The sequence below is a fragment of the Lutispora sp. genome (genome assembly GCF_041687175.1).
In the GTDB taxonomy this organism is placed as follows: Bacteria; Bacillota; Clostridia; order Lutisporales; family Lutisporaceae; genus Lutispora.
This window is the reverse complement of record NZ_JAWLCK010000150.1, coordinates 1-5402: the sequence shown is the minus strand read 5'-3', so window position 1 is coordinate 5402 and position 5402 is coordinate 1. Positions and strand designations below refer to the sequence as shown.

The 5402-nt window shown below is 37.6% G+C and carries 7 protein-coding genes; all 7 read left to right on the top strand.

Going from position 1 to position 5402, the window contains the following annotated elements:
* On the top strand, positions 1–694 hold a 694-nt coding region (gene amrA / locus ACESM9_RS14045; RefSeq protein WP_373000000.1), incomplete at its 5' end, for an AmmeMemoRadiSam system protein A.
* Positions 695–700: 6 nt separating this feature from the next.
* Positions 701–1555: an AmmeMemoRadiSam system radical SAM enzyme gene (gene amrS, locus ACESM9_RS14040; protein ID WP_372999997.1), complete on the top strand. Its 855-nt coding sequence runs from the start codon at positions 701–703 to the stop codon at positions 1553–1555.
* Between the two features lie 85 nt (positions 1556–1640).
* Positions 1641–2036: a flagellar protein FlaG gene (locus tag ACESM9_RS14035; protein ID WP_372999994.1), complete on the top strand. Its 396-nt coding sequence runs from the start codon at positions 1641–1643 to the stop codon at positions 2034–2036.
* A gap of 5 nt (positions 2037–2041) precedes the next feature.
* Entirely contained in the window at positions 2042–3658 is a 1617-nt protein-coding gene (gene fliD, locus ACESM9_RS14030; RefSeq protein ID WP_372999991.1) for a flagellar filament capping protein FliD, read from the top strand.
* A 27-nt stretch (positions 3659–3685) separates the two neighbouring features.
* On the top strand, positions 3686–4078 hold the full coding sequence (gene fliS, locus ACESM9_RS14025) for a flagellar export chaperone FliS (protein ID WP_372999988.1): 393 nt from the start codon (positions 3686–3688) through the stop codon (positions 4076–4078).
* A 39-nt stretch (positions 4079–4117) separates the two neighbouring features.
* Entirely contained in the window at positions 4118–4603 is a 486-nt protein-coding gene (gene flgN, locus ACESM9_RS14020; RefSeq protein WP_372999985.1) for a flagellar export chaperone FlgN, read from the top strand.
* A gap of 394 nt (positions 4604–4997) precedes the next feature.
* The gene (locus ACESM9_RS14015; protein WP_372999982.1) at positions 4998–5279 is read left to right on the top strand and encodes a zinc-ribbon domain containing protein; all 282 of its coding nucleotides are present in this window, start codon (positions 4998–5000) and stop codon (positions 5277–5279) included.
* The last annotated feature ends 123 nt before the right edge of the window (positions 5280–5402 follow it).

Here is a 5402-nt window from a genome sequence, read left to right as displayed (position 1 = left end):
ATCCTATTATGTAATGCTTGGTGCTATGGACGGATATGACTTTGAGGGGAATCTTTTATCCTATGAGGGTACATTTGGGGTAGGCTATAGTGTCATGAGTTTCTCCTTAGAAAAGTCCCATAGAGATATGTACAATGCCTTGATTGAGAAAAACAAAGAAAGATTCAGGGAAAAAACAGATAATGCAGATCCCTATGTGAGGCTGGCTAGAGAGAGCCTGACCCATTATCTGCTCCAGGGCAACTACATGGATGTGCCTGACTATGTAACAGATGAAATGTTAAATGCAAAAAGAGGGGTTTTTGTATCTTTAAAAAAAGAAGGTCAACTTAGAGGCTGCATAGGAACTATATTTCCCGTTACCGACAGCATAGCAGAAGAGATTATTAGAAATGCGGTGGAGGCAGGGACTCAGGACCCTCGATTCAGCCCTGTGAGAGAGGATGAGTTGGAGGAGATAGATTTTTCTGTAGATGTGCTGACAGAGGCTCAGAAAGCTGCAAGGGCAGAGCTGGATCCGAAGAAGTATGGGGTGATAGTGAGATGGAGAGGCAGGACAGGATTGCTGCTGCCAGACTTAGAAGGTGTTGATACTGTGGAAGAGCAGTTGGATATTGCGCTGAAAAAAGCAGGTATACCGCCTCATGAGAATTATTCAATTGAGAAATTTGAGGTCATCAGGCATAGGGAGTGATTTTTTATGGTTAAAGATGCCCTATTTTGGGAAAAGCATGGCGATAAGATCAGGTGTTTCTTATGCCCTCACAATTGCAGTATTGGTGAGGGGCAATACGGGCTTTGCTCGGTGAGAACCAACATGGAAGGGAAGCTTAAAACTATAAACTACGGTGAGATCACAGCTATGGCATTGGACCCCATAGAGAAGAAGCCTCTTTATCACTTTCATCCGGGAAGCAAAATCCTTTCTGTAGGAAGCTTTGGCTGCAACTTCTCCTGCGGCTTTTGCCAGAACTATTCTATAGCTCATTACAGAGCCAAGAGCCAAAATTTTTCTCCTGAGGACTTGATAGAAGCATGCAGACAAATAGATGACAATATAGGCATAGCTTTTACATATAATGAACCATCCATATGGTATGAATATATCTACGACACTTCAAAAAAGCTTAAGGAAATGCACCCAGAGTATAAGGTTGTGCTGATTACCAATGGATATATCCAGGTGGAGCCTTTGACTAAGATTCTGCCTTATGTAGATGCTATGAACATTGACCTTAAATCCTTCCAGCGGGATTATTATAAAAAGATATGCGGCGGAGATATTGAACATGTATTGAAGACTATAGAAAAGTCCCATGACAAATGCCATATAGAGATAACCACCCTTTTAGTTAATGGCCTAAATGACTCGGAGGAAGAAGTAGAAAAGCTCGCTGCATTTTTAGCAAACTTGGATAAAAATATTCCTCTACATTTAACCAGATATTTTCCAAACTATAAAATCCATCGTCCACCTACGGATATTGATGTAATGTTAAAAGCCAGAGAGGTGGCATCAAAATATCTGAATCATGTGCATTTAGGAAATGTTTAAATAACCCTAAAGAAAATCCTTCTTTATTACGATATATAAATAAAGAAAGGATTTTTTAATTTATTTTCCACGGAGGGATATAGTGATGAGAGTTGAATCTGTGAGCAATATTCAAACTACACAGACAACTGGTAATTTCAGCAATGAAATAAAAAACAATGTTCAGAGTGTTCAGGCAGTGAATGATAATGATATACAAAAGCAAAATTATGATTATCGTGAACTAACCCAAAAAAGCAAGTATGAACTTTCTATCGATGAATCCTTATGGATAGAAATGATAGAAAAGGCTAACAAAGCTATTACAGGCGCTACCTGCAGATTCGAATATTCAATACACGAAGGAACTAAGGAGATCATGGTAAAGGTTATTAACAAGGACACCCAAGAGGTTATAAGAGAAATTCCACCAGAAAAGATTCTTGATATGGTAGCAAAGATGTGGGAATTGGTAGGAATTCTAGTGGATGAAAGGAGATAATAGTTGTGGCTAATAATATTTCCAACATGATCAATGCACAACTGAGATTCACAGGCATGGCTTCTGGCTTGGATACGGATTATATTATACAGCAGATGATGAGCGTAGAGAGGTTAAAAGTTGATAGAGTGAAGCAGGACAAGCAGATATTGGAATGGAGAAGGGACGATTACAGATCCATTACAAATTTGCTGAGAGGCTTCAAGGACGAATTTTTCGATATATTAAAACCTGCTACCAATATGAGATCTGCCAGCACATATTATGCATATAAGGTTAAATCCGGTGATGAAAATGTAGTAACAGCCACTTCCAATGGTCAGGTCGCTATGCTGGAGCATACAATTGAAGTTACCAAGTTGGCTGAAAAGGCAAGAATGGAAGCTGAAGCAGGCAAATTTGGCACAGTAGGTTTGAGTCTAAATAGTACAATAGCTGATATTGCAGATAAATATAACTTAAGTTTGACATACGATCCTACATTAGAAAAAAATAAACTATCTTTACAGGTAAATGGTGAAACAATAGAGGTCACTGAAGATAAAAGGTTTAGCGACTTAATTTCGGCAATAAACAACAGTGATGCAGGAGTAAAAATAAGTTATAGCTCTTTCTTGGATCAATTTTTTATGGAATCAAAGGCAACCGGAGCAGAGGCAAAAATTGATGTAACTCAGAGTGCAGAATTTTTCGAGAAGTTAGGCTTTACTACTTCTGAGGTTGTTAATGGACAAGATGCTGAATTTGTTTTAGATGGTAAAACTGCTACACGAAATAGCAACAGATTTAACATTGATGGTGTCACATATACATTGACTGGCACTGGTTCAACAACTATAAAACTTACCCAGGACACAGAGGCTATATTTAATAGAATCAAAAACTTCATAGACAAATACAACGAAATCATAGAAAAAATCAGCGGCAAGGTCAACGAGGAAAGACCAAAAAGCGGTGGTAGATATGGTTCTTATTATCTTCCTTTGACAGATGAACAGAAAGATGCTATGACAGAGGATGAGATAAAAAAATGGGAAGAGAATGCCAAAAAGGGCCTGCTGAGGAATGATGGTCTCTTGAGCAACATAGTTCAGAGAATGAGAAGTGTCATGGGAGATGTTACAGAGGCTGGAGGTCTTTTCTCCATAGGAATATCCACAGGCAATTGGCGAGAGGGTGCCAAGCTCTTTATAGATGAGGACAAGCTAAGGAAAGCCATAGAGGATAACCCTGATAGGGTTATGGAAATATTCGCAAGGCAGTCAGAGATATCTTACAGTCCTGATAATACAAAAGAGCTGAGAGAACAAAGATATAAAGAAAGCGGTGTAATAGAGCGACTCTTTGATATTCTTCAGGACAATATAAGGACTACAAGGGATAAAGATGGAAAGAAAGGATTCCTATTAGAGAAGGCAGGAATCGTAGGCGATATTACAGAGTTTCAAAGCACTTTGGCAGAACAGATAACAGATAAGGAACAACTCATAGAGGACATGACAATTAAGCTTTTTGAAAAAGAAGAATCTCTATATATGAAATTTGCAGCTTTGGAGACAGCTCTAAGTAGGATGAATTCCCAATCTGCATGGTTGGCTCAGAGCTTTGGAGGCAGACAATAAAAATAATGGGAATGGGGGAACATAATAATGGTAACAGCAAATCCATATAAACAATATCAGCAAAATGTTGTTAATACTTCAACACCACAGGAACTTACTCTTATGCTCTATAACGGGCTGATAAAATTCTTAAATCTCGGCATGCAAGCTATTGGGGAAAAAGATCTGCAAGGTGCCCATAATAATATAATAAAAGCTCAGAGGATAATAGAAGAGTTCATGAGCACTCTGGATATGGATTATGATATTTCTAAAAATCTGTATTCTATATATGAGTATATGAATAGACGCTTGATAGATGCGAATATAAGAAAAGATAAGGACATAATAGAAGAAGTATTGGGTTTTGCAAAGGAATTGAGAGATACTTGGTCTCAGGCCATGAAATTGGCCAAAGGTTGTCAAGCGGTAGACAAATAGGGGCATGATATCCATGCCTTATTTTTTTGAGGTGATGAAATGAGCATAGTTGCAAAAGATTTAGTGATGAAACTTCAGAGTCTCCTTGAGGAGAAAAAGGCAGCCATGGAGAGCATACACAGTCTAACTTTAGAACAGAAAGAAGATATTGAAAAAAATCAGGGAGAAAACCTAAACAGCTTTATAGATAAAAAGCAAACAGAAATTGAAAAAATCCAGATAATTGATAAGGATTTTGAAGATACGGTTAGAACGCTGAAAAAAAAGTTAGATATAGAAGTTTTGGATGATATAAATCCTAATATCTATCCTGAATTTAAGAGCATTAAAGAGCTTACAGAACAAATATTAGGCTTGGCAAAAAAAATAATGGAACTAGAGGAACAGAATAAAATCAAGGTACAGGATATATTAAACAGCATAAGAAAAGATATTAAAACAGTGAAGCTTGGACAAAAATCAGTTAAGGCATACGAGAAGTCAAATCTCAATACTGGCGGTATATATATAGATAGTAAAAAATAGTATAAGTACAAATATTTAATAAAATTATATAAAAATCTTGTATATTCTAATAATTAAGTATATAATATAAAAGTAGTATTTCCCAGGTCTGTGGTTGAAAATCGAAGCCAGTCGCAGGCGAAACGATCCACGTAAGCAAAGCAACGCTTTGTGAGCATGGTGCGGCTTAGGAGTAAGTCCGTCCAGGTTTTACCTGAGAGAAGCTGTAGTGAGGGGCATAATTGCTTGAGCGAAACTTCCAGACGGCGAGTGTGGGGGCAAAGACCAGGTCAGCTGGCGAGAATACTATGTAAGGTATATGTGGTTAGGTCAAGAACCTTTTCTGGAAACATAAATCCCAAAAAAAGTTCTGGAGACCATCACTACCTAAAGTATTTAAGAAAAGAGGGATTTTATGTTTCAGGACAAAACATTAGTATGCAAAGATTGCGGTGAGGAGTTCGTATTCACAGCTGGTGAACAGGAATTTTACGCAGAGAAAGGTTTCCAGAACGAGCCTGCAAGATGCAAAGATTGCAGAACTGCCAGAAAAGCAAGCATGAATGGTGGAGCAAGAAGAGAAAGAGTTATGTATGATGCAGTATGTGCAGACTGCGGTAAAGAGACTCAAGTACCTTTCAAACCTACAAATGACAGACCAGTATATTGCAAAGAATGCTTTGATGCTAGAAGATAAATGAAAAAGCCACATTTTGTGGCTTTTCAGACTGAAGACAAAGTATAAAAATATTGGAAGAATCCTTTAAACCCAAAAAGGATTCTTCTTTTTTATGTCGAATATATAAAGTAAAACATTGAT